General features: G+C 62.3%; 13 protein-coding genes. 12 read left to right on the top strand and 1 reads right to left on the bottom strand.

All coding sequences use genetic code 11. The features are described from left to right. Position 1: 1 nt before the first annotated feature. Positions 2-2,422, bottom strand: coding sequence for a BACON domain-containing protein (locus ACGHP5_RS04255; RefSeq protein ID WP_337657353.1), 2,421 nt, complete (start codon positions 2,420-2,422; stop codon positions 2-4). 489 nt (positions 2,423-2,911) lie between these two features. Here ACGHP5_RS04255 and ACGHP5_RS04260 point away from each other — a divergent pair, with 489 nt between their 5' ends. The 12 genes from ACGHP5_RS04260 to ACGHP5_RS04315 all read left to right on the top strand — a co-directional run bounded on the left by ACGHP5_RS04260 (position 2,912) and on the right by ACGHP5_RS04315 (position 24,725). Next, positions 2,912-6,922, top strand: coding sequence for a two-component regulator propeller domain-containing protein (locus ACGHP5_RS04260; RefSeq protein ID WP_390568112.1), 4,011 nt, complete (start codon positions 2,912-2,914; stop codon positions 6,920-6,922). 120 nt (positions 6,923-7,042) lie between these two features. Further along, positions 7,043-8,218: a glycoside hydrolase family 88 protein gene (locus ACGHP5_RS04265; RefSeq protein WP_337657350.1), complete on the top strand. Its 1,176-nt coding sequence runs from the start codon at positions 7,043-7,045 to the stop codon at positions 8,216-8,218. A gap of 2 nt (positions 8,219-8,220) precedes the next feature. Further along, the gene (locus ACGHP5_RS04270) at positions 8,221-9,648 is read left to right on the top strand and encodes a BNR-4 repeat-containing protein (RefSeq protein WP_390568113.1); all 1,428 of its coding nucleotides are present in this window, start codon (positions 8,221-8,223) and stop codon (positions 9,646-9,648) included. Positions 9,649-9,674: 26 nt separating this feature from the next. Continuing rightward, a complete protein-coding gene (locus tag ACGHP5_RS04275) occupies positions 9,675-10,772 on the top strand; it encodes a glycoside hydrolase family 105 protein (RefSeq protein WP_390568114.1) in 1,098 nt (365 codons plus the stop codon). Between the two features lie 124 nt (positions 10,773-10,896). Beyond that, positions 10,897-12,486 (top strand): BACON domain-containing protein, encoded by a 1,590-nt coding sequence (locus tag ACGHP5_RS04280; RefSeq protein WP_390568115.1) that lies wholly within the window; start codon positions 10,897-10,899, stop codon positions 12,484-12,486. Between the two features lie 85 nt (positions 12,487-12,571). Further along, positions 12,572-15,763, top strand: coding sequence for a SusC/RagA family TonB-linked outer membrane protein (locus ACGHP5_RS04285; RefSeq protein ID WP_390568116.1), 3,192 nt, complete (start codon positions 12,572-12,574; stop codon positions 15,761-15,763). Positions 15,764-15,776: 13 nt separating this feature from the next. Further along, positions 15,777-17,642, top strand: coding sequence for a RagB/SusD family nutrient uptake outer membrane protein (locus ACGHP5_RS04290; protein WP_390568117.1), 1,866 nt, complete (start codon positions 15,777-15,779; stop codon positions 17,640-17,642). Positions 17,643-17,655: 13 nt separating this feature from the next. Further along, positions 17,656-20,544: a SusC/RagA family TonB-linked outer membrane protein gene (locus ACGHP5_RS04295; RefSeq protein ID WP_337772509.1), complete on the top strand. Its 2,889-nt coding sequence runs from the start codon at positions 17,656-17,658 to the stop codon at positions 20,542-20,544. Positions 20,545-20,556: 12 nt separating this feature from the next. Continuing rightward, positions 20,557-22,314 (top strand): RagB/SusD family nutrient uptake outer membrane protein, encoded by a 1,758-nt coding sequence (locus ACGHP5_RS04300; RefSeq protein WP_390568118.1) that lies wholly within the window; start codon positions 20,557-20,559, stop codon positions 22,312-22,314. A gap of 19 nt (positions 22,315-22,333) precedes the next feature. Continuing rightward, positions 22,334-23,380, top strand: a complete 1,047-nt coding sequence (locus ACGHP5_RS04305; protein ID WP_337755873.1) for a lipoprotein — start codon at positions 22,334-22,336, stop codon at positions 23,378-23,380. 208 nt (positions 23,381-23,588) lie between these two features. Next, complete coding sequence (locus ACGHP5_RS04310) at positions 23,589-23,870, top strand: zinc ribbon domain-containing protein (RefSeq protein WP_390568120.1); 282 nt, start codon at positions 23,589-23,591, stop codon at positions 23,868-23,870. Between the two features lie 78 nt (positions 23,871-23,948). Continuing rightward, entirely contained in the window at positions 23,949-24,725 is a 777-nt protein-coding gene (locus tag ACGHP5_RS04315; RefSeq protein WP_390568121.1) for a class I SAM-dependent methyltransferase, read from the top strand. Positions 24,726-24,881: the final 156 nt, after the last annotated feature.

The following is a 24,881-nucleotide window of genomic DNA, read 5'->3' on the forward strand; positions in this document are numbered from 1 at the left end:
ATTACTCGATGATCGATACCGAGGGCTGGCATTCCGTTCCGCCGCCGTCGACATTGACGATGCGCATGCCCGTATTCTGGGGTTTGGAGGCTGCCGCGCCCCGGGTCATGATTCCCGACAGGCAGCGCATCCGGAAGCGGGCCATGCCGTCCGGCGAGGACGCGGAGAGCGAGACGGTTTCAACGACTTTGCTGTATACGTCCTGCTGGAAAGCCATGTTGTAGGTGAGTTCCGTCCCGTCTTCGACCGTTGCGGTCTCCGCGTTCCGGACGGGTTTCCACACTCCGTCGTCCTGGTATTCGAGCATCCAGTATTTCGGACTCTTGTCCCCGAAGATCATCACGAACCCGATCTGCACGCGCGCACCGGCCGAAAGGCCGTCCAGGGGGCTTTCGAACAGCCAGCAGTCGCCTGTCCAGGCATAGGTCACGTTCGGGCACGACACGGGGTCCTTGCCCGTGAACGTCCACTTGGGACTCGTCTCCGAAACGCCTCCGGGGAGATACGAGAAACGGGCGGAAGAACTGCCGCGCTCGGCCGCAACGTAATGCTCCGTCGTCCAGGTCGTCTCGTAATCCGACAGATAATCCGCGCCCAGCAGCCATTGAACCCGGGATTTGGGCTGGCTGGGGACGTTCTGCACCACATCGGCTTCGGCAGAAAGCCCGTCGGCATCGTTATAAAAGCGGACTTTACCCGCGCGTGCGGCGCCCGTCGAATTGTCCGACGCCCGGAACTTATAGGTAGTGCGCCGTCCCGAACCGAACGAGGCGGACGAGGCGGAGAGTTGCGTGATCCACGGCGAGGGATCGACCGAGACTTCCGTATTGTGGTTCACGGCGACCTCGAACGTGCCGTCGGGACCGACCGTCACGTTTTTCTGCACGCAGGTAATCTGCTTCACCGGCTCCATGACGATCCCCGTCACGGCGTCGCTGCGCAACGAGGTGATGCGCAGGTCATCCAGATACCAGCAGCAGTTGTCGTCGCTTTCCGAACGGATGTTCAGACGGCAGCCGCGCGTGGCGCCCGTGATCGTCAGCGTCACGTCGTACCAGCCCTGGAAGGGATCGCCGGTCCACTTGGAACCGACGGGAACCCGCCGGAGGTCGAGGGTCTCATAGGTTCCTGCCTCGCAGTAGATCTCCAGCACGGCGTCGTAATCGCGCATGGTCAGCGCCCGGAACGTCACCGTCAGGTCCATCTGCTGCTCGATCTCGGCAAAGACGGGTGTCGTGAAACGTCCTTTCGAATTCGCCGTTCCGAATTTCAGACATCCGGCACGGGTATATCCGCGCAGGATTTCGCACCCCATGCCGAGCGGGTCGGTCGTATTGTCGGCCTGCTTGGGATAGAGGTCGGTCAGGGCCGTGCCGGCGCCCTGGTCCTGCGCGGCAACGTTGAACATCGCGTCCGAAGGTGTCGTCGCCCACGCGAAATCGTCCTCGAAGAGCACCCAGTCGAAACCCGCGGCAGGAGCCTGCACGACGGACAGCGTCTCGGCGGCCGAGCGTTCGGCCCCGACGGCGGTGATCGAAAAACGGCCCTTGCGCGAATCGCCCGCATTGGCGGCGGGTTTCACCTCGACGGTCACGGTTTCGCCCGCCGCACCCCCGGCAGGGGTGATCTCGATCCAGTCCGGCGTCCCCTCCCGGCCGACGGTCCAGTCGTAGTTGGATTTCACGCGGAAGCGGACCGGAGCGTCGCCCGCCGCAAGCCGCACGTAATTATCGGTAAGGTCTTCGACGGCGATGACCGGGGTTTGCACCCCGCGCTGCTGGCTGACGGCGATGCGCCGTTCGGCCGTGGCCGCCCGGATGATCAGCGTACCGCTCCGCTCGGCCCCGTCGTTCTCCTCGGGCGTAACCACGATGCGGACGGACGTGCCGGCTGCGCCCTTCGAAGGTGTGACGACGGCCCAGCCGAGATCCTCCGTCCCGGCCTCCCACGCCACGTTGGCATTGACCCTGAAACTCTGCGGCATGCCTTCGGCGTCGCAGACGACGCCTCCGTCGGTAAGGCCCTCGACGACGATCGAAGGAGTGTCGGACGAGGGCTGCTGGTGAATCGTGATCACATGTTCCTGCGTTCCGGCCCGGATGGCGATCGTGCCCGTACGCAGGTCGCCGAGATTGGAATAAGGGGTGATTTTCACCTGCACCAGACCGGCGGCTCCGCCTGCGGGGCTGACTTCGGCCCACTCCAGGCCCGAGGCGGCGAGCTGCCATTCCCGGTTGCTTTCGACCGTAAAGGAGATCTGTCCGGTATCGGAAGCCGCGATGGTGAATTCCTGCTCGACACCCGAAACATGCAGTTCATCGGCTCCGGGTGCAATCCCGTCGTCGTCGGAGCACGCACCGAGAAGCATCGGTGCAAAGAGCGGAAACAGCACCGCGAAAAGGTTGGATTTGAAGGGGTTCATAATGAATCGGATTGTAAGGGTTGAGATGTTGGTCCGAGCAAAAATAAAATTAAAATGCGGCATCGGCAAGCCCCCACGCAGGTCCCGTCCGACCGTCCGCGACGGCCTCCGGAGGCGTTCCGGCACTCCCGCACGTCCGGTCTTAACGGACTTGCAACGCCTTCCGGAGCCGTTTTCCCGGGAATGACGCCGCAGCGCATCCGGACGCCGCGACCGGCGGAGCCTGAACGCATAGACAAAATTTTGACACGGGCAGACAAAAATAAAACCGGAGGAATGCGTTTCTTTGCATTACGCCCCGGAACGCCCGGGCCTCGCCACGGCACGACTTCGCGGCGCGCTCCGTTCCGGCCGATAAAAAAACGCCCCGCGGCCGTTTGCACGCAAAAAAATCCTAAATTTGTTACAGGAACGCTTCCCGAGCCACTACCACCGATGAACCGGACCCCACATCTACCCGCCCCCATCTCCGTCCCGACCGCCGGACGCATGCTTCTCCTGGTGTTGCTGCTCTGCGTCTGCGGGAGCGTCTCCGCAGAGTCGCAGGCCGTCCAGCACCTCCCCAACCTGACGATCCGCAACTTTGCGCAGGACAAAGTCGGGTACATCTGGATCGCGACCGACAACGGACTTTGCCGCTACAACGGACAAACCTATTATTATTACCAGAGCGAGCCGGACGATCCGGGGTCGCTCCCCGCCAACCGCGTCCACGACATCCGCACTGACGCCGAAGGTACGCTCTGGATCGCCACTGCCGGCGGCATCTGCATCTACAACCCGCTGTACGACAATTTCGAACGCCTGCTGACCGAACGCGGCCTGCATCATATCGTCTGCAACGGGCGGCAGGTCATCTGCTCGGGACCCGCGGGAATGGTGCTCTTCGACGCCGCCAGCCGGAAGGCATTGCTCCGGAAAGATTCGGAATACCACCGTCCTCTGGTGCTGGAGGCCGACGGGCAGGGCTTTCTCTGGGGCGGCAGCGCCGACGGACGGAGCATCTTCAAGTATGACCGGGAACTGGAGGTCTGCGACTCGGCGATCCTGGCCCGTCCGGCGAGGTTCCGCTGCGGATGCCGCGACCGGCAGGGCCGTATCTGGTTCGGCACGGAGCAGGGCATCGTGGCCCTCGACCCCGCAACGGGACGTCCCGCGACCGACGCCCGGCTGCTGCGGTGTCTGGCCCACGCCGCCGGATTCAACGTCACGGTACTGACTCCGGCAGACGACGGCACGGTCTACATCGGCACGCAGGGCCACAACCTCCATGCGATCGACCTCTCGAACCACACCTTCGACCGCAACATCGTAAACCGGTTCTACAAACTCAACTACACGAGCGACTTCAGCTGCGGATTCTGCGACCGCGAGGGCAACGTCTGGATCGGTACGGCCGACCGCGGATACTACGTCCGCTTCACCTATAAAAAGAATTTCACACAAATGCCACGCCTCGGCAAACAGACGCTGGGCAAATTCATCAACGCCATCACGGTCGGGGACAACGGCACGCTCTGGATCGGCAGCCACTACAAGGGGCTGCTGGGCTACAACAACCGGGAATATGCCGCACGGTGGCACACGACGGAGAACAGTCCGCTCATGCAGCAACTCCAAAGCAACGGCATCACGGCACTCCATTACGACTCGTCCGACCGCCTGTGGGTCAATATCGACGACCGGATCGCCGTATGCACGACGGAACAGGTGGCCATCCGCAGCCATACGCTGCTTCCGGAGCGGCTGCTCGTCAACCGCTTCTGCGAGGACGCACGGCAGAGGGTGTGGGCCGCCACGCGGTCGGGGCTCGCCCTTTGGGAGGGAACCCGCCTGCAAAAAATCCGGTTCCGGGACTGCGACGTACAGGACGTCGCACTGTTGGACGACACGACGATACTGGCCGCCGTGTCCGGGGAGGGCATTCGCGCCGTCGACATCCGCACCCTCGACGCCCGCCCCTGCATCGAAACATCCGACAGTCTGATCGCCAGCGCCCTGCGGCGTCCCACCTGCCTCTATTGCGGCAAGGACGGCTCGCTGTGGATCGGCACGCGCTCGGGCGGCCTGCTGCGCTACCACCCGCAGCAGGGATTCAGGAGCTACACTCTCCGGGACGGGTTCGCCAGCAACGAAATCGCCGCCGTCACGCAGGACCCCCAGGGCAACACCTGGGTAGCGACATCCTACGGGCTTGCGCTCATCACCGCCTCGACCGAGCGCGTGATCACCTATTTCCAGACGGACCGGCTCCAGACCCAGCAATTCTATCCCCACTGCTCGCTCAACACCATGTCGATGATCTATTTCGGCGGCAACACCGGACTGGCGCAGTTCGCCCCGGGGCGCGTCATCCCCAAGATCACGAAATCGCCCGTGCCGCTGGTGCTGACCGAAATCCGGATCAACAGCGTCGTCCAGCACCCTGCGGAAGGCGAAACCCTCACCCGGACACTGAACGACACTGAGCGTATCGTCCTCAACCACAAGCAGCGGAACATCGACATCGGCTACGAGGCCGTGACGTTCCTCTCGCCGGAGAACGTCCGCTACGCCTACCGCCTCTACGGCGGCGACATCGACGAGGAGTGGAACTACGTCGAGAACCGACGCAGCGCCAACTACGCACACCTGCCCGCCGGACACTACACCTTCGAACTGAAAGCCCAGAACCCCGACGGATTCTGGAACGAGGAGCCTCGGCGGCTGGAAATCGTCATCAAACCCTCGCCGCTGCTGACGTGGTACGCCTTTCTGCTCTACATCGCCGCAGCGGGCGGGGCCGCCTGGTTCGCCAACCGCCTCTACCTGCGCCGCCGGCTGCAGAAGATGGAACTGCAGCTGGCCCGCACGGAACTGGAACGCGAAAAGGAGCTGACCAACATGAAGATCAACTTCTTCACCAATATTTCCCACGAGCTGCGCACGCCGCTCTCGCTGATCTACGGTCCGGTGAACATGCTGCCGGGCATCACCGACGAAAAACGGTCGCGCGAGCTGGTCAACCTGATCAACTACAACATCCAGCAGCTGCTCAAGCTGATCGACCAGACATTGAGCCTGAGCCGCATCGAGAACGACACCCTGCCGCTGTCGGTCTGCCGGCAGGACATCATTCCCTACGTCAGCCGCCTGACGGACGGCTTCGCCTGCCTCGCCCGCGACAAACAGATCGACCTGCGGACGACGAGCGACCCGGAAAGACGGATGGTCGTGGCCGTGGATGTCGACAAATTCAGCAAGGTGCTTTCGAACCTCGTATCCAACGCCCTGAAATACACACCGGAAGGCGGCCACGTCGACGTCGCGCTGACGCTGACGGAGACACTTCCCGAAAAGCTGGCGGGAGCCGCACCGGCGTCGCGATACCTCGTCGTGAGCGTCACCGACGACGGAATCGGCATGAGCCAGGAGGACGTAGGACGCATCTTCGAACGCTACAAACGCCTGACACAGAGCGAACGCAGCACGATCGGAACAGGTATCGGGCTTCACTACGTCAAACAACTGCTGCTGGTGCACAAAGGCAGCATCGCGGCCGAAGTGCGGCCCGAGGGCGGCATGCGCTTCACCTTCGCCATTCCGGTCGACGAAACACTCTACGACCTCGCCGGAGAGCCCGCCGTCGCCGCCGAATTCATCGACGGCATGACGGTCACCGACGCCCGGGAGATCCTGCCCGGCAGCGATCTGCCCGGGAATAGCGGGGGGGGGAATTCCGGACCGCGGCCGAAGGTCGTCCTCGTCGAAGACAACCCGCAGCTGCAACGCTACTGCCAATCGATTTTCGCCCCGCGGTTCGACGTTTTCACGGCCGACAACGGCGCCGACGGACTTGACCTGATCAACGCCGAAATGCCCGACGTGGTGATCACCGACGTCCTGATGTCGAAGATGGACGGTTACGAGCTTTGCCGCAGGATCAAGAACGACGTGCAGTTGAGTCACATTCCCGTCGTAATCCTCACGGCGAAAGTCACCGACCAGGACAAAATAGCCGGTTACCAGGAGGGTGCCGACGTCTACATGACCAAGCCGTTCAACCCCGAACTGTTGCAGACCGTCGTCGGCAACCTGCTGACCTCGCGCAGCAAACTGCGCGACATGATCCTTTCCGAATCCGGAAAGTCCGACGCCGGAACGGAAGCCGAAACGGTGAAACTCTCCGCGGCCGACCGGGCCTTCGTGGACAAACTGCGCGGACTGATCGACAGCAACATCTCGGACAGCACGCTCAACATCAACGCCTTGAGCGGCGAAATGTGCATGAGCCGCGCCAGTTTCTTCCGCAAGATCAAGTCGCTGACGGGCGTCACACCGAACAACTTCATCCTCATCTACCGCCTGAACCGCGCCGCCGAGATGATCCGCAGCCGGGAGTACCGCCTCAACGAGGTTTCCGACCTGCTGGGATTCAGTTCGCAGTCGCACTTCTCGCGCTGTTTCAAGCAGCATTTCGGAATTACGCCGAAAGACTATGCGGCGCGGGGGGGGGCCTGATCCCTCCGGAAGGGCAGATTGAGATTCTCATACATATTTTTAAGACTGCCGTGCCGGGGGTTTGACTCCGGCCGGAATACCTTTGCATTGACAAAACCAACCCCAGAAACCATGAAACGCATGCTTCGACTCGCACTGACCCTCTGCCTGCTTGCATCCGCCGGCCACTGCGCCGCACAGGCCATCGTCCGCAAATCCTTCGCCCGCGCCGAGCGGCAGACCGCCCTGCTGGACTCGCTGCTGACCGCCCCGGACCTTTTCCCCGCCTCGTGGAATCCGGACGGTACGATCAAGACCAACACGGCGCGGGGATGGATCAGCGGATTTTTCCCCGCCGACATCTGGCTGCTCTACGAATACACCCGCGACGCGAAATGGCTCGACATGGCCCGCCGCCGCACGGCGCCGCTCGACGCGCTGCGCCACTACACCAAAACCCACGACCTGGGATTCATGGTGGGCTGTCCCTGTCACCTCGCTTACCGCCTGACCGGAGACGATCACTACAAGCAACTGCTGATCGACGCCTCCGACGCCCTGCTCACCCGCTTCAGCCCCACCGTCGGGCTGATCCGCTCGTGGGACAACAAGGGCGGCGACCCGAACCCCTACCGGGTGATCATCGACAACATGATGAACCTCGAAATGCTGTTCACGGCCTCGAGACTCACGGGCGACAAACGCTACCACGACATCGCCGTGCGCCATGCCGACAACACCCTCAAAAACCACTTCCGCCCCGACAACAGTTCGTTCCACATCGTCTGCTACGACGCCGGGACGGGCCGCGTCACCGGACAGAAAGGCGGACAGGGCCATTCGGCCGCTTCGGCCTGGTCGAGGGGCCAGAGCTGGGGTCTCTACGGTTTCACGATGTGCTACCGCGAAACGGGCGACAAACGTTACCTGGACCGCGCCGTGAAGAGCGCCGAATACTTCATCCGCCATCCCCGCCTGCCCGCGGACCTCGTGCCCTACTGGGATTACGACGCCCCGGGGATCCCCGACGAACCGCGCGACGCCTCGGCAGCGGCCATCACGGCCTCGGCGCTGCTCGAACTGGCCCGGTATGTCCCCGAAAGGGAGAAGACCTATTATAAGACCGCCCGGAAAATCCTCCGCTCGCTCGCTTCGGACCGCTACCTGATCCCCGCCGGAGAGAAGTGCGGCTTCCTCATCGACCACAGCGTCGGCTCGAAACCCGCAGGCTCGCAGGTCGACGTGCCGATCATCTACGGAGACTACTATTTCCTCGAAGCGCTGCTCCGGCTGAAAAACTACAAAACACAGAAATAAGCATGAAAAAAGTTTTAGCGTCACTGACACTACTGCTCACGGTATGGGCCGCGGGAGCGCAGGAACACACGTCGATGGACAACCGGCAGGCCGACGGATACCGCGGCATCTGGTTCACGATCGGCCAGGCCCGTTCGGCCTACGGGGCCAAATACTCGGGCGGCCTGGGAACCTACACGATGAAGCACATCCCGATGGCGGTCTACGCGCCCCAGGCCGACAAGACCTTCTTCGTCTACGGCGGCACGCCCTCCGAAGACCGGAAATACCTGCTCTGCATGGCGGGCTGCTACGACCATAAGACCGGGATGCTGCGCCGTCCGGTCGTGGTTTTCGACAAGGGCGTGGACGGCGTCTGCGACCCCCACGACGACCCCACGATCCAGATCGACCGCGACGGATACGTTTGGGTGTTCGTCGCCGGACGCGCCAACAAGCGTCCCGGCATCCGCTACCGCAGCACGAAGCCCTACGACATCTCGGAATTCGAATACGTCAACGAGAGCATCATGGCCTACCCGCAGGTGCACTACCACCCCGAAAAGGGATTTTTCCTCTTCTTCACCCGTTATGACGGGGTACGGCAGCTGTTCTGCCAGACCAGCCCCGACGGCCGCGAATGGTCCGGCTACCGGCAGATCGCCTCGATCATCGACGAGGGCGAGACCAAATCGGGCCACTACCAGTTCACCAACCTCTGCGGCGACAAGCTGATGTGCTGTTTCAACCGCCACATCAACGGCGACGTGGACACCCGCACCAATATCTATTACATCCAGTCGGAGGACTGGGGCCGGACGTGGACGACGATCGACGGCAAACCCGTGGAACTGCCCATAACCCGTTCGAAAAACCCCGCCCTCGTGCACGACTACCGCGCCGAACAGCGCAACTGTTACATCAAGGACATCAATTTCGGCACGGACGGACAGCCCGTGATCCTCTACCTGACGAGCGACAACCACCTGACGGGTCCCGACGGCGGCATCCGCCGGTGGCACACCGTCCGCTGGAACGGCAGCGAATGGGTTTACAGCGAGATCACCACTTCGACGCACTGCTACGACAGCGGCAGCCTCTGGATCGACCGCAACGACGTGTGGACCGTCATCGCGCCGACCGACGCCGGTCCCCAGTACTGGGGCACGGGCGGCGAAATGGTGATGTGGCGCAGCCGCGACAAGGGACTCACGTGGGAGCGTGTCCGCACGCTGACCCACGACAGCCCGCGCAACCACGGCTATGCCCGCCGGCCGCTCAACGCCGACAAGAAATTCTACGCCTTCTGGGCCGACGGCAATCCGGACAGTTTGAGCATTTCGTACCTCTACTTCTGCAACGACAAGGGGAATGTTTTCCGCATGCCCTACTCGATGAACGCCCAGTGGCAGAAACCCGAGCCGGTTCCCGGCGGCAAACCCCGGAATTAGACACTCCTTCAAACACGACATTCAGCATGTACAAGCGACTTATCACCTCCCTGCTGCTCTGGGCAGCGATCCTCGGCGCCCCGGCGGCGGCCAAAGCCGGGAAACGCGACAGGCAGATCGCCAACCGCGTGGCGCAATGGCAGATCGACAACTTCGGCAATTACTTCTCGAAAGGCCTCCCGCGCAGCGACCAACACTGGGCCAACGGCGCCCTCTACCGCGGCATGGTCGTCTGGGGCGAAACGTCGGGCTACAAGCCCTGCGAGGAGTTCGTGCTCACCGTCGGCCGCCGCAACGGCTGGCGCATGGGACGGCGGCAGTACCATGCCGACGACATCTGCGTCGGACAGGCTTACCTGATGCTCTACCAGCGGCACGGCGACACGGCGATGCTCCGCCCCGTTCTCCAGCGCGCCGACTCGGTCATCGCCTTCCCGGCGAAGACCCGGCTGCATATCAAGGCCAGGGACGGATCGAAACGCTGGAGCTGGTGCGACGCCCTGTTCATGGCCCCGCCGGTCTATGCCCTGCTGACCCGGATTACGGGCGATCAGAAGTACCTGCAATTCATGAACAGCGAATTCTACGCCGCAACGGCGGCGCTCTACGATCCGGCCGAGAGGCTCTATTACCGCGACGCCCGCTACATTCCCAAGCGGGAGAAGAACGGGAAGAAGGTCTTCTGGAGCCGCGGCAACGGCTGGTGCTACGCCGCGCTGGCGATCCTGCTCGACACGGTCCCCGAAAGCGACCCGACGTACGACTACTACCGGCGGCTGTTCGTCGAGATGTCCGCATCGGTCGTGGCCTGCCAGGACCGGAGCGGTTCGTGGCATCCAAGCATGCTCGACCCCGAAGCCTATCCGATGCCCGAAAACAGCGCCTCGGGGTTCTTCTCCTACGGACTGGCGTGGGGCGTGAACCGCGGCCTGCTGACCGGAAGCGTCTACCGGAAGGCCGCGCGCCGGGGCTGGAAGGCCCTCTGCTCCCACGTGGACAGCGACGGACGCCTGGGCTACGTGCAGCCGATCGGCGGGTCGCCCGCCTCGACGACGCGCGAAATGACCGAAGTCTACGGCGTCGGCGCCTTCCTCCTGGCGGCCTCGGAAATCGTGAATATGTAATCCCTCGACACGGGAATCCGCGCAGGGAGGGATGCGACTTTGCGACAAAAAACAAAGACACTCGTGAAAGAAGAATCTCGTGCTTTGAGATACTTTTGACCACCAAACCTAAACAACCACCATCATGACGACCCTTAAAATCGCATGTGCGTCGCTGCTCCTCCTGTCGGGGGTCATGGCGGCGTCCTGCTCCTCGGATACGGAGACCGAAGCCGCCGACCGGGTGGAGGTCAGCGGCCTGGACGACACGGTGAGATTCACCTACGACGCCGCAGAGAGCGTCGCGTTCACCGTCGCATCGAACAAAACGTGGTCGATCGCCAAAAACGGACTCGACTGGCTGACCGTCTCGCAGATGAACGGCGGTTCGAAACTCCCGGCGACGGTCCGCCTCACGGCGGAAGCCAACGACGACCTGGAGCGCAGCGGCCATCTGACCATCTACGCCGGAGCCTTCGCGCAGACGGTGACCGTCACGCAGGAGGCCTGTCCCGTCGTGCCGACCATCACCCTGGGCGGACTTGCGGACAACACCATCGCTTTCGAATTCACCGACACCGAACCGGTCACCTTCAAACTGTACGCCAACGTCGACTGGACGGCCGACAAGCAGAACCTCGGCTGGGCCGAGGTCGCCCCGCTTTCCGGCGCGCGCAAGCAGGAGGCCACGATTACCGTGACCCCGACAGCCAACCCCGGCGACGCCCGCGAAGGCTCGATCTCGTTCCGGGCGGAGGGCATGGAGCCGGTCGTGGTGACGGTCCGCCAGGCGGCCTACCGCGACGAGCCGATGCTCGTCGTCACGGGAGCCGACGAAAATCGGCTGGCGTTCGCCAATACCCCGGAAACCCCCACCGCGCTGCACATCCTGTGCAACCGCGGCTGGACCATCACCAAAACGGACCTCGACTGGCTCACCGTATCGCCCGCAACGGGCACGGCATCCGCCGAACCGGCCGAAGTGACGCTTACGGCCGAGCCGAACGACGGCGCGGCGCGCAGCGGCACGCTGACCGTCCGCGCCGACGACCCGGCGCTGGCGGATGTCGTGATCACAGTCTCGCAAGCCGCCAAAGGCAATCCCCTGCTGGCGTGGTGGACACTCTCCGACGAAACGCTCAAGACGGTCAACGCCGGCTGGCCCGCGAGCGGGAAGATCCTCCCCGACCAGCCCGCCGGAACAACCGCCTACGGACAGTGGAACCACGTCGCCCAGACACCCGACTACACCACCAAGCTCATCATCAGCAGCGACGGCAAGGGACACTATGCCATCCAGCAGATCTGGACCGAGGACAACATGGAATTCGTCATCCCGGTGAAGAACTTCGCGGCCGGAACCTCCGTCAATTTCCGCTGCGGCATGAGCGGAACCGGAACAGCCCCCAAATACTGGTCGATAGACTATTTCGACCAGGGCGAATGGAAAACCGCAGGCACGCAGGAGTTCACCTTCCCGGTCGGCGACAAGCGGGTAACGGCGACCTTCGAGCTGACCGGCGCAAATGCCGAGACCGATATCGACCAAACGGTCACCTTCACCCAGCCCGTTGCCGACGGCAGCGTCCGCATACGCCTCCGCTGTGCCGACGGAGCCTGCCGCACAGACGGCAAATCGCTGCTGACCAAACCGGGCAGCGCCGGAACGATCCGCCTGCGCCAATGGTCGACGGGCGAACTCGACGCCATCGCCTTCTACCGGATCGACCCCTGAAAACCCCGCCGCAGGACTGCCGGCCGGTCTTCGCACCGGCCGGCGGCCCGCAGCTACAATCCCCGAACCTAAATAAACCCCATACATGGAAAAATTTCACCTCAATCCGTTTTCAATAACGCCGTCCGGGCTTCGCAGCCTGTGCATGACGCTGTTGATACTGCTGTTCGCAGCCGCTGTCGACCCGGCCGTCGCCGGGGAGCAGGCCGCCGGGACACAGCAACCGACGATCCAGGCCAAAGGCCGCGTCGTCGACACCAACGGCGCGGCGGTCGCAGGCGCGGCGGTCACGATAAAGGGAGGAACCGCCGGCGGCACGATCACCGACGCACAGGGGGCATTCTCGCTCCGCGTCCGCAAAGGCGCCCTACTCCACGTCTCGTTCCTGGGGTACCAGGCGCGGGAAATCGCCGTTGTCGACGCCTCGCCGCTGACGGTGACTCTCACCGAAGAGGCCCACAAGGTCGAAGACGTGGTCATCGTCGGCTACGGCGTGCAGAAGAAGGAGAGCGTGCTGGGAGCCATCTCCCAGGTGAGCAACGAACAGCTCGTCAATTCCGGCACGACCAACATCACCAACGCCATCGCGGGCAAGCTCTCGGGCGTGACGACCATCCAGACGAGCGGCCAGCCGGGCAACAACGACGCCGACATCTTCATCCGCGGCGTATCGAGCTGGAACGGCTCCAAACCGCTGGTGCTGGTCGACGGCGTGGAACGCAGTTTCGCGGACCTCGATCCCAACGAGGTGGCCTCGATCTCGGTGCTGAAAGACGCTTCGGCGACCGCCGTGTTCGGCGCCAAGGGAGCCAACGGCGTGATCATCGTGACCTCCCGCACGGGACGCACGGGCAAGCCGCGCATGAACGTATCGCTCTCCTACGGGCTCGACTTCCCGACGAAGATTCCCAACCACATCAGCTCGGCGCAGACGGCCTCGCTGCTCAACGTAGCGCTGAAAAACGTGCAGAGCTACGGCTCGCTGATCCCCCGGTCGGAGATCGACGAATATGCCCGGCCTTCGTCGCGGCTCAACACGATCCGCTACCCCGACAACGACTGGTTCGACATCGTCCTGCGCAACTGCGCCCAGACGGTCAATGCCAACTACAACGTCTCGGGCGGCTCCGAGCGCGTCAAATACTTCCTCTCGCTGGGCTACACCCACGAAGGCTCGATCTTCAGGGATTTCTCCGAATGGGACCACGCCAATTTCCGCTACGACCGCATCAACTACCGCTCGAACCTCGATTTCGACGTCACGAAAAGCACCAAACTGTCGGTCAAGGTCGGCGGCGTGCTGGGCATCCGCGACAAACCCACGGGCGCGAGCGTTTCGGGGCTTTTCAACATGATGTACTCCGCCTCGCCGATGATGTACCCGGCCTATTTCCCGGCATGGGTACTGGACGAGATTCCCGACAAGGACTATCCCGACGCCACGGGCGACCGCATCTCCAGTTCCCGCACGGCCTATTTCAAGAACGTGCAGGCGACGCTCTCGACGGGCGACTTCGACCAGATCACGGACAACAAGCTCTACACGGACCTCAATCTGGTACAGAAACTCGACTTCATCACCAAGGGACTTTCGCTCAAGGCCAACGTCTCGTTGAGCACCTACTATTCGCGCGTATCACAGACCGCCGCCAACACCAATCCGTCGTTCTACATCGACTGGGAGAAATACGACACGGGCGAGGGCAACCCGTGGATCTACTCCGCGGCCAGCGACGTGGTCTTCGAGCAGACGCCCTACGCCGTGACACGCGGCTCGATGGAGAACACCTATTACGCGACCTTCTACTGGGAAGGGGCGGTGGACTACAACCGCACGTTCGGCGACCACACCGTCACGGCGCTGGCGCTGTTCAACCAGCGCGAGAACATCAAGACCACGAATTTCCCCTACCGCACGCAGGGACTCGTGGGCCGCGTGACCTACGACTACAAGCACAAATACCTGTTCGAGTGCAACCTCGGCTACACGGGATCGGAACAGTTCGCGCCCGAAAACCGCTACGGATTCTTCCCGGCGGTGGCCGTGGGATGGGTTCCGTCGCAGGAGGGGTGGTGGAAACGGGCCATGCCCTGGTGGTCGAAGATGAAAATCCGCTACTCGGACGGCCTGGTCGGCAGCGACAGTTCCGATTCGCGCTGGCTCTACTTCAGCAGCTATTCGAGCGGCAGCGACGGCTACATCTATGAAAGCGCCGCCGCCAACCTCGTGGCGCAGTGGGAGGAGGCCCGCAAGCGCGACCTGGGCATCGAGATGGGCTGGCTGAACAACCGCCTGACGCTGAACCTCGACCTGTTCGACGAGAAGCGTACCAACATGCTCGTCTCGCCCAACGTCACGATGCTGGTGGGAACCTCCTACAAGGAGGTCAACCGCGGCAGCATGAAGAAACACGGCATCGACATCGAACTGGGATGGACCGACAAGACCGCCTCGGGATTCGCCTACAACCTCTCGGCGATGGTCTCGCTCAACGAGAACCGCATCACCAACTTCGAGGATGCGCCCTACGCCCCCGATTACCAGAAGACAGCCGGAAAACCCTACAAGGGGCAGACCAACGGCGTGGACATCGTCGACTCGGGGTATTACGAATCCATCGACGACATCCACAACTACCCGGCCTACACGGCCGACTGGAACTTCGTCAACATCGGCGCCTACAAATACCTCGACTACTCGGCCGACGGACAGCTCACGGACAAGGACCTGCACGCCATCGCCGGCAGCCAGTACCCGCTGGCCATCTGCTCGTTCAACGCCGGATTCAGCTACAAGGGATTCGAATTCAGCATGCTGTGGTATGCCAACTTCGGCAAGTGGGTCGAGTACAACAAGAGCTGGGAGATCGAGTTCAACAAGGGCGACTACCGCATCACCAAGTCGCAGCTCGACTACTGGCGGCCGGACAACCGCGACGCCGACCACGCCACGCTGGTCTACGGCGGCACGTCGGGACACCCGATGTACATGTGGGCGGGCGGCAGCGGCGACGCGGGCGCCAAGATGATGCTCGCGGGCCGCACGTGGCGCAAGGCCGACTACGTGGCCCTGAAGGAGGTATACCTCGCCTACACGTTCAACGCCAAGCGCCTGCGCGACCGCATGGGATTCCGCAGCCTGAGCCTCTACCTCACGGCGACCAACCTGTTCACCCTCTCGGGGCTGGTCGAAGGCGATCCCCAGAGCACCACCTTCACCTCCGGATTCTATCCGCAGATGACCAGCGTCAAACTGGGTGTCAAAATCGGATTCTAAAAACGGAAAGCATATGAAAAAACTGATACTATCCCTCCTGCTGGCGTGCTGCATCTCCGCCCAGGGCTGCCACTACCTCGACATGGACCCCGAAACCGGACTGGACGAAAACCAGGTGTTTTCGACGTGGGACAACTTCAAGGCTTACTTCAACAACGTCTACGAAGGGCGTACGGGCCAGAAGAGCAGCGGCGACAACATCAACATCAAACTGGGTTACCCGCTCTACATCGACTTCAACGACCGCCGCTTTACGTGGAACTCGCTGACCGACATGTGCGACGCCGGGCGCTGGCTCCGCGCGCAGCAGATCAAGGCCGGGGCGCTGGGCGCCAACGTCACCGAGTGGACCACCACCACGTCGCGCCGTCCGATCTCCTACTCGATGTTCCGCATCATCCGCGTGGCGAACAAATGTATCGAGAATATCGGCATGGTGCAGAACGCCAAGCTGATCGACAAGGACGACCTCATCGGGCAGGCCCATTTCGTCAGGGCTTTCGCCCACTTCACGCTCTGCCGCATCTTCGGCGGCATGCCCTACATCGACAAGGCGCTCGAAGCCGATGACAGCTGGGACATGACCCGTCTCTCGGCCTGGGAGACCTATGCCCGCTGCGCCGAGGACCTCGACCGGGCCTACGATTATTTCGTGGCCGCCGGAAAGGTGCGCCGCGATGCCCTTCCCGGCTCGGAGGGACACCTCACGAGCAGCGACATGGCCTACCCGAACGGCATCGCCGCCAAAGCCCTCAAGGCGCGCTGCCTCATCTACGCCGCCAGCGAGCTGAACAACCTCCACGGCCAGAGCGACTGGCAGGACGCCGCGGATGCCTGCGCCGAAGCCATCCGCCTCGCCCAGCAGTACGGTTACGACCTGGTTCCATTCACGGAGTGGAACAGCAACTTCTATGGCACGAAATACACCAACGAACACATCTGGGCCTGGAACTACGGCAGCAGCAAGATCAACACCACCACCTGGTCGGCGCACTTCGGTTACCCCGCTTCGAACTACACGAACGCCAGCGGCGACTGCCCGACGCAGAATTTCGTGGACCGTTTCGAGACCCTCGACGGCGATCCGCTCCTGACCGAGGCCGACCGGGCGGCAGCCGCAGCCGCGGGGCACTACAACGAGCAGGACCCCTACACGAACCGCGACCCGCGCCTGGACAAGACCATTCTCCACGACGGCAGCGTCGTGGCGGGCTGCCCGGCGGGAATCAACATCCACTACGACCCCGCCACGGGAACCTACCCGACCTCGTCGCTCAACAACAATGCCCGCACGTTCGGCATCGCCTGGGGGTCGAACGACTCGAAAGGCTACTCCAACACGGGCTACTACGTCAACAAGCTGTGGAACGGCGCGCTGGGGACCGCGGCCGCCCACCAACACACCGACCCGCTGATCCGCATGGCTGAACTCTACCTGAACTACGCCGAGGCAGTCAACGAGGCCTACGGGCCCAACGGCTCGGCCGGAGGGCTGGACCTCACGGCCGTGGAGGCCGTCAACAAGGTCCGCTCGCGGGCCGGGATGCCCGGCGTGCTCGACAGGTTCACGGGCGACGCCGCATCGATGCGCGAGCGCATCCGCAACGAGCGCTGCGTGGAACTGGCCTTCGAGGGACACCACTACTATTACGACATCCGGCGCTGGAAAATCGCCCCGCAGACGATGACCCAGACCCTGACGGGCATCTACATCGAGAAGACCGACGTCTCGGCCGAATACCCCCGCGGCCGCCGCTACATCCGCCGGGCCATCCCGTCGAACCGCCAGGCCAACTGGAAGAATGCCATGTACTACCTGCCGTTCCCGACCGAGGAGGCCAACAAGATGCAAAACTTCGTCAACAATGAACTTTGGTAGAACCCGACCGACTATGAAAAACAGCTACAAAATCCTGATAGGCACGGCGCTGCTGCTCTCCGCGGCGGCCCACGGCGCCGCGCGTCATGCCGGGCCGGGTTCCGGCGAAGAGATCACGACCGTGGAAACGCTCCGGACCGACTCCCTCGTCAGAGCCGGACGGACCATGCGCATCTACCAGAAACTCGACATGCCCTACGGCCGCACGCTCCGCAAGACGGCAGCGACAGGCAACGCCTCGACCTACTACGAGCAGGACATCGACAAATACCCGACCAACGACTTCCGCAACTCGCTCACGGGGGTCGTCGCCGGACTCACCGTGCGCGAGCTGGCGGGCGTCCCCGGCATGTACTACGGCGGAGAAACGGCCCGCACGGCCCTCTACGTGCGCGGTTTCTCCCCGGCGTATATCGTCGACGGCATGCCGGCCTACATCACCCAGCTGCAACTCGATCCCGAGGAGATCGAAAGCGTGACGCTCGTCCGCGACGTGGCCGACAAGGCGCTGTTCGGATCGCGGGCGGCCAACGGCGTGCTGCACATCACCACGCGGCGCGGACTGACCCGCGGCCGGACCATCCGGTTCGGATTCGAAAGCGGCGTCAGCATCGTGGACCGTTTTCCCGAATGGGTCGACGGCGTCGAATACGCCCGGCTCAACAACCAGGCGCGCATCAACAGCGGCTACACGCCCGTCTACTCCGACGAGGCGATCGCAGGCTTCGCCCGCAAGGACCCCAATGACCTGCAATACCCCAATGTCGATTACCGCAGCATGATGTTCACCGACACGAGGCCCTACTACAAAGCCAACGTATCCATCGACGGAGGCACGCAGAAACTCCAGTACAGCAGCTACATCGGCTATGCCGGCGAGGGCGACATCTACAAGGTCGGCAGCAAGGCCGACTTCAACCGCATCAACGTCCGCACCTACCTCAAGGCCGCCATTACGAAGGACCTCGACATCGACTTCGGATTCGCCGGAGGACTCACCTTCCGCCGCCAGCCCCGCTACGGCTACGGCAGTTCGGCGACGATCGAGTTCGAAAACGCGCTGAGCGACGTCCTCACGGTTCCGGCCGTAGCTTTCCCGCTGGTCGTATCGCGCGACGAGGAGACGGGCAACACCATCTACGGCGTCAGCTCGACCTACAAGGACAACCCCTACGCCTCGCTCACCGAGAACGGGTTCTCCACCGACCGCGGCCGCTCGGGCGTGGTCAACGCCACGCTCACCTACGACCTCGGGTCGCTGGTCAAGGGGCTGAAATTCCAGTCCTACGCGGGGCTGAACCTCTTCAACATGACCCGCATCGGCAAGAATCCCGACTACACGGCCGTCATCTACGACCCGGCCACGGGCGAGAGCGTCAAGACCTCGCACGAAGGCACGCAGGTGTCGGGCAAGTCCAACATGGGGAAGTGGACCCACCAGGGCCTCTACCTGCACGAAAAATTGAGCTACGAATACCGCAGCGACGACCACCGCGTCGGCGCGTCGGCGACCTACTACCTCGAATCGGTGGAGCGTTCGGGAAACAGCTTCCGCGAACGCCAGCAAACGCTCATCGGGACCTTCGACTACGCCTACCGCGAGAAATACCTCTTTCAGGCCGTGATCAACTACGCCGGATCGTCGATGTTCCGCCCGGGCAAGCGTTTCGGCGTCTTTCCCTCGTTCGGGCTGGGCTGGGTGATCTCCAAAGAAGGATTCATGGAGGACGTGAGGTGGATCGACTTCCTGAAACTGCGCGGCCAGGCCGGTATTCTCGGGCACGACACCTTCGGATCGCAGGAACTCTACGAAGATTACTACGTCAAAAGCTCGGGCATCAAGTTCGGTCCCTACACCACGGGGTACCAGTGGATCGGCTCGACGAACGCCTACCAGTCCTACGTCAACACCATTTCGCGGCTGGGCAACCCCGACCTGACGTGGGAGAAGCGCAAGGAGTTCTCCATAGGTATCGACGCCATGCTGCTGGGCAACCGGCTTTCGGTCGAGGCCGGCTACTACAACGCCCTGCGCGACGGCATCATCACCGACATGAGCGGCACACTGCCCGGAATCTACGGCATGGACGGCATCGACACCTACGAGAACTACAACCGCATCCGCTATCAGGGCTGGGAAGCGGCGCTCTACTGGTCGGACCGGATCGGCGAGGTGCACTACACCGTCGGCGGAAGCCTCTCGACTACACGCGGCAAGTATCTGCGCTATAACGAGAGCGTGGTTTACGACTACCAGAAAGTCACCGGCACGACGCTCGGGGCCTATCGCGGGTATGTCTGCCTGGGCAAATTCACCTCCCGGGAGGAGATCGAAGCGTCGCCCCGGCAGCTCTTCGACGACGAAGTGCAGGTAGGCGACCTGAAATACGCCGACCTGAACAACGACGGACTGATCGACAGCAACGACACGCGCGTCGTCGGCAACACCTCGCCCAAGGTCGACTACTCGGTGAGCATCAACATCCGCTACCGCAATTTCGACCTCACCGTCGTCGGAACCGGACGCGCGGAATGCGTCACGGCGATGACCAACCGCTATTTCTGGAACGGATGGAGCACCGGCGCGATCTCGGATTTCGTCCGCGACAACATCGGCGGCGACTACCCGCGCCTGGCGTACGTCAAGGCGACGAACAACTTCCAGGCGTCGGACTTCTGGCTGCGCGACGGCGGGTTCTTCAAGATTCAGAACGTAGAACTAGGCTACAACGTGCGCTTCCGCAGCCGGTCGGCCGTCAAGGGGCTGCGCATCTTCCTGCGCGGCGCGAACCTCTGCACGATCAGCGGCATCAAGGACGTGGATCCCGAGAACGTCAATGCGGGCGTCACGACCTATCCGCTCTACCGGACCTTCACCGCTGGATTCAAATTCACCTTTTAACCGAACGAGACCATGAAAAAATTGCTGATCGTCCTGTCCGCCGCCCTCCCGTTCGCAGGGTGTTCCGACTTCCTCGACCCAATGCCCAACGGCCATTATACGGACCGGAACCTGCTCGACTACCCCTCGATGATCCGGGGATTCGTCGAGAAAAGCTACGACCTGCTGCCCACCTCCTATTCGGGCGGCGAATACGTCTACCTCGACGGAGCCACCGATGACGTGGTGATCACCGCCCAAACCAACGCCATGCGGCGCTTCGCGGTCGGTTCGGGCACCCCGGCCAGCGATCCCTTCAAGACGTACTGGATACGCGACTACAAAGGCATCATGTACGCCAACAAGTTCCTCGACGATTTTCTGGGGCTGAATACCCGCTACATGATCGACAACGAGCAGAACCTCCGCGTGCAACGCTCTCTGCAAGGCGACGCCTATGCGCTGCGGGCGTGGTATCAGCTGGACCTGCTCCGCAAATGGGGCGGCAGGGGCACGGACGGACGCCTGTTGGGGTTCCCGATCGTCACCCGCCCCGTCGACGTCTTCAGCGCCGACGCCGGGGAGTTCACGCGGGCGACCTACGACGAATGTGTGGAACGGATTCTGCGCGACTGCGATTCGGCGCTCTACTACCTGCCCGAGGCCAACCGCGACTGGCTGGCCGGAGATGTCGCCGTCGAGGGCGCCGTGCGCTGGCATCGGTTCGACGGTGTGGCGGTCAAGGCCATGAAGGCCCTGACCTACCTGCAATGGGCGTCGCCGGCCTTCAACCCCTCGAACGACGAGGAACGCTGGAAGGAAGCCGCCCGCTATGCCGCCGAGGTGATGGATTTCAAACTCACGCAGGACGGCGCGCACGGCTTCGACCCCGCGGCCGCATTCGCCTGGACCGACCCGAACAGTCCCGAGATCATCTGGTCGTCGAACTACTCGAAAAGCAGCACGCTGGAGAACCTTTTCTATCCCGACGGGTTCCTCGGCTCGGGAGGTGTAGGCCCGACGCAGAGCCTCGTCGATGCCTTCCCGGCCGCCAACGGTTACCCGGTCGGCCATCCCTCGGCCGACAACGACCCGCAGAACCCCTACGCCGGCCGCGACCCGCGCCTGTACAGCACCGTTTTCTACAACGGAGCCGAAGTGCGGCGCATCACGAACAACGAGGTGATGTACACCTTCAACACCTCGGTCGGCGGACGCGACGAAGCGGGCGGGGTCAACAACACGATGACCAATTACTACATCCGCAAATACATCTATCTGGGCTGGAACAAGGCCGACGACAACATCCAGACGATGCCCAAGTCGATCTTCTTTCTGCGCTGGACACAGATGTGCCTGACCTTCGCCGAGGCTGCCAACCGGGTTTCGGGACCGACGACGCCCCTCTACGGCTACACGCCCAAACAGGCCCTCGCCTACCTGCGCAACCGACCCACCAGCGACGGCACGCCGGGCGTAGGGGCCGCGGGCGATCCCTACCTCGACGAATGCGCGGCGGCGGGCAGAGAGGCCTTCGAGGCACTCGTGCGCAACGAACGCCGCATCGAACTCTGCTTCGAGGGACAGCGGTTCTACGACCTGCGCCGCTGGGCCTCGGACGTGTCGGAACTGAACGGAACGATCCGCAGGCCCGTCATCACGCCCGCGGGAACCACCTTCACCGAGGTCGAAAAACGCAGCTACACCTCCCTCTACGTTCCCATCCCCTATTCGGAGATGGTCTGCATGAAGGGACTCGTACAGAACGAAGGCTGGTCCAACTGGGAATAACGCGAAAAACAAACCGTTTATGAAAAGAATATTTGCCGCATTGCTGGCCACGGCGCTCCTCACGGGCTGCTACGAGAAATACGTCAAGGATTACGATTACAGCGGCGTATACATCGCCTACCAATACGACCTGCGTACGTTCGTGGTCGGGGAGGGCATGAAATTCCAGATCGGCTCGGTGCTGGCCGGTGTCCTGTCGAACGACCGCGACCGCTCGGTCTACTACATGCTGGACGACGAACTGGTGACCGGAAACCTCGCACCCTACAACGGACTGGACGAGTTGGGACAGCCCTCCGAACCGTTCACGGCCTTCGAAGTGATGAGCGGCGCATCGACATCGGGCAACGTCAGCCAAAGCTACGTCACCGAGGCGGTCAAATCGAGCGGAATTCGGGAGCTGACGCCCCTGCCGCGCGAATACTTCCACGTCAGCCAGGAGGAGAAGATGACCGTCCCGCGGGGCCGCCATACCGGAACGATCACCGTCAGGGCCGACTCGGCGGCATTTCTCGCCGACGCGCAGGCGGGCAGCAAGCCCTACTATGCCTTCGGGTTCCGCATCACGAGCGCCGATGCCGACACGATCCTGCTCTCCAAGTCGTTCGAAGTGATCGCCGTGCGCTACGAGAACATGCTCTTCGGAAACTATTACCACGGCGGCACGACCTCCGTGGTCGATGCCACGGGCACGGTGCTCTCGTCCGAAATCTATCCGACGACGGTTCCCGGCGACGAGGGCACGCACGGCGTCTACACGCTCACGACCGTAGCGCCCGACGCCCTGACGACCAATTTCCGGGGAACGCAGGAAGGGTCGTTGCGGCTGACACTCGACGGAGCCAACGTCACGGTCGCCTCGACCGACGCCTCGCAGCCCGTCGAGGACCTCGGCAGCAGCTTCAATCGCGCGCGCCTGCTCCAGAACCGGAAAATATTCCTCCACTACCGTTACGCCAACGGCGACAACACCTACACGGTCGTCAAGGACACGCTGACGTTCCGCAACCGCATCCGCGACGGGGTGAACGAATGGCAGGACGAAAATCCCAAAAACTACGACTGACTCCGGCACACCGGACAGAACGGCCTTCGGGAGAATATCCTCCCCGAAGGCCGTTTTTACATTCCCGGAGACAAATTTCAGGCCCCGAAAGACGGGACTATGCGGGAATTGTTTACCTTTGCGTAAGGAGCCGCCTCCGGGCGCTCTGCAAAACCAACCAAGTCCTCCGGCATCAGGGTTCATCGCCGCGGGCACAAAACGAACGACCATGAACGTGGAAGAGATGATTTTCTGCCAGTGCTGCGGAATGCCGATGCAGGCCGCAGCGGATTTCGGCACGGAAGCCGACGGAACGGCCAGCACGGATTACTGCGTTTACTGCTACAAGGGCGGTTCCTTCACCCAGGAGTGTACGATGGAGGAGATGATCCGGCATTGCGCGCAGTTCCACAAGGAATTCAAGCACGGAGACGGCAGCAGTTATACCCGTGAAGAAGCCGTCGCAAGCATGCGGCAGTTTTTTCCGAATCTCAAACGGTGGCGGAAATAGGTACGGCCAGACGGTGAATCCGGACGTATGGCGTCTGTTTTCACCAGAATTTACGGAGACACACCTCAAACTCATGCCATGATAACCCGCCATCCACTGGGACGCCAAGATTTGCGGATTAAACGCCGGGACAAGGTGCTTGAAATCGGTCCCGGACACGACCCGATGTTTCGCTCCGATGTGATCGTCGACAAATTTCCGCACGACGACACCCACCGCTGCGGGAAGATCCTTATTTTCCCCCACCAGCAGTTCGTCGAAGCCGACGGGGAACAACTGCCGTTCAGCGAAAACGCTTTCGATTATGTGATCTGCAACCAGGTTCTCGAACATGCCGACAATCCCGCCCGGTTCATCGAAGAGATGGTCCGGGTCGGCGAACGCGGCTATATCGAGACCCCGAGCATGCTCGGCGAACTGATGTTTCCCAAGGAGTCGCACCGCTGGGTGATCCTGCTCATCGACGACAAACTCGTATTTTACGAAAAGGAGAGGATGCCGGGCAACTACCGCAACAACTACGGCGAGGTGTTTCTCAACTACCTGCCCTACCAGTCGCTACCGTTCAAGATGCTCTACGTGTCCGAACCCAACCTGCTGCTCAACCGCCTCGAATGGGAAGAGAGGGTCGAATATCTCGTAAATCCCGAAGACGACTATTACAGCAGCTTCTTCACCCGGAAATGGGACCGGGAGATGACCATGAAAATCTTCCCGCCGCGCCGGGGCCTGACCGAGATAAACCGCACACTCCGGGCCAGCTACTACCTCGTCCGGGAAAAAGTCGGACAGAAGATCCGCAAACGCCCGTCACCGATCACCCTCGACGAATACCTCACAGAACGGGACAAATAACGATCCGCTTTACAAACCGCCGCTATCTTAAATCGGTTTTATTCGTCGGGTCCTACCCCGCAGTTCGGATGTTGCGATAAACCGCCCGCGTTAAGAAAAAGCCCCCCCCTTCCCAAAGAGGGGGGGGGGCCGACTTAAGAGGCCGGGGTTAAAAGA

The organism is Alistipes sp. i18-0019-D1, from assembly GCF_042852885.1.
Classification (GTDB): Bacteria; Bacteroidota; Bacteroidia; order Bacteroidales; family Rikenellaceae; genus Alistipes.

Bases quoted from the DNA above. Each gene is read 5' to 3' on its own strand.
- ACGHP5_RS04255 (WP_337657353.1), bottom strand. From the start codon at position 2,422: ATGAACCCCTTCAAATCCAACCTTTTCGCGGTGCTGTTTCCGCTCTTT.
- ACGHP5_RS04305 (WP_337755873.1), top strand. From the start codon at position 22,334: ATGAAAAGAATATTTGCCGCATTGCTGGCCACGGCGCTCCTCACGGGC.
- ACGHP5_RS04260 (WP_390568112.1), top strand. From the start codon at position 2,912: ATGCTTCTCCTGGTGTTGCTGCTCTGCGTCTGCGGGAGCGTCTCCGCA.
- ACGHP5_RS04295 (WP_337772509.1), top strand. From the start codon at position 17,656: ATGAAAAACAGCTACAAAATCCTGATAGGCACGGCGCTGCTGCTCTCC.
- ACGHP5_RS04310 (WP_390568120.1), top strand. From the start codon at position 23,589: ATGAACGTGGAAGAGATGATTTTCTGCCAGTGCTGCGGAATGCCGATG.
- ACGHP5_RS04290 (WP_390568117.1), top strand. From the start codon at position 15,777: ATGAAAAAACTGATACTATCCCTCCTGCTGGCGTGCTGCATCTCCGCC.
- ACGHP5_RS04300 (WP_390568118.1), top strand. From the start codon at position 20,557: ATGAAAAAATTGCTGATCGTCCTGTCCGCCGCCCTCCCGTTCGCAGGG.
- ACGHP5_RS04275 (WP_390568114.1), top strand. From the start codon at position 9,675: ATGTACAAGCGACTTATCACCTCCCTGCTGCTCTGGGCAGCGATCCTC.
- ACGHP5_RS04315 (WP_390568121.1), top strand. From the start codon at position 23,949: ATGATAACCCGCCATCCACTGGGACGCCAAGATTTGCGGATTAAACGC.
- ACGHP5_RS04280 (WP_390568115.1), top strand. From the start codon at position 10,897: ATGACGACCCTTAAAATCGCATGTGCGTCGCTGCTCCTCCTGTCGGGG.
- ACGHP5_RS04285 (WP_390568116.1), top strand. From the start codon at position 12,572: ATGGAAAAATTTCACCTCAATCCGTTTTCAATAACGCCGTCCGGGCTT.
- ACGHP5_RS04265 (WP_337657350.1), top strand. From the start codon at position 7,043: ATGCTTCGACTCGCACTGACCCTCTGCCTGCTTGCATCCGCCGGCCAC.
- ACGHP5_RS04270 (WP_390568113.1), top strand. From the start codon at position 8,221: ATGAAAAAAGTTTTAGCGTCACTGACACTACTGCTCACGGTATGGGCC.